This window comes from Ligilactobacillus equi DSM 15833 = JCM 10991 (assembly GCF_001435735.1).
Lineage (GTDB): Bacteria > Bacillota > Bacilli > Lactobacillales > Lactobacillaceae > Ligilactobacillus > Ligilactobacillus equi.
In genome coordinates, this window is sequence record NZ_AZFH01000186.1 from 1 (window position 1) to 821 (window position 821).

At 32.0% G+C, this 821-nt stretch carries 1 protein-coding gene; it reads left to right on the forward strand.

The genetic code is table 11. From position 1 onward, the window contains the following. Positions 1-115: 115 nt before the first annotated feature. A complete protein-coding gene (locus tag FC36_RS10080) occupies positions 116-397 on the forward strand; it encodes a hypothetical protein (protein ID WP_035189183.1) in 282 nt (93 codons plus the stop codon). Positions 398-821 lie beyond the last annotated feature (424 nt).

Sequence of the window (821 nt, forward strand, 5' to 3'; positions counted from 1 at the left end):
GTTTGTTCCATTTTTTTCACCTCTTTTCTTTAATCGTATTTATACTATACCATTTAAGTTAAATTACTTCAACGAAAAAAGACCCTTTCGGGTCTAAATATGGGGCAATTCAGAATTGCGTATCCAAAGTGCTCAGACTATCAGTGAAATTTGTAAAAATAATGATACTTCAATTATTTTAGTGCCCCCATTTTCATTGGTAACCATCAAGGAAAAATTTACAGAACTAACTGCGACACCCCATATTGTTTTGATTCCAATTACTTTCATGAATTTAAGCTTGGCATTTAAAGAGATACAAGTTGCTAGTCAAAAACTGAAAAATCTTATCTTCCATGAAAAATTGGAAGATCAATGTCGAGAATTTATTGATAAACACCCAGAAATTGGGAAATGACTATTTTTTCTGAAAGGTACAGCCAAATTATCAAGTTGTTTCCTGCTCTGCCAGAAGAAAATTAGCTTAGCAACTAGAAGAACCGCTAGAAATTACGCAACACGTTGATTTCTAGCGGTTCTTTTAGCAATTATTTTTGCAATGTGAAAACTTCCAGAAAAAACTTCTAGAAAAATAACCAAAATTGAACTTTTTTGCGTACTCAAATTGCAAATATAAGTTAGCCACTTTATCTCAAAAAGGTACTTCTTGATTCTAAGAAGTAAGTGAAAGTACTTCATTGTATAAGTAAACAGATTCGGCAGAGTAAACACCTAAAAGCTTTCGTGGGTAGTCATTGACTGCATCTTCTACGAATTAAATGTAATAATGGCAGTACTTTTATGGATAAATCGTCTAATAATACGAATTACATTCTCATTTG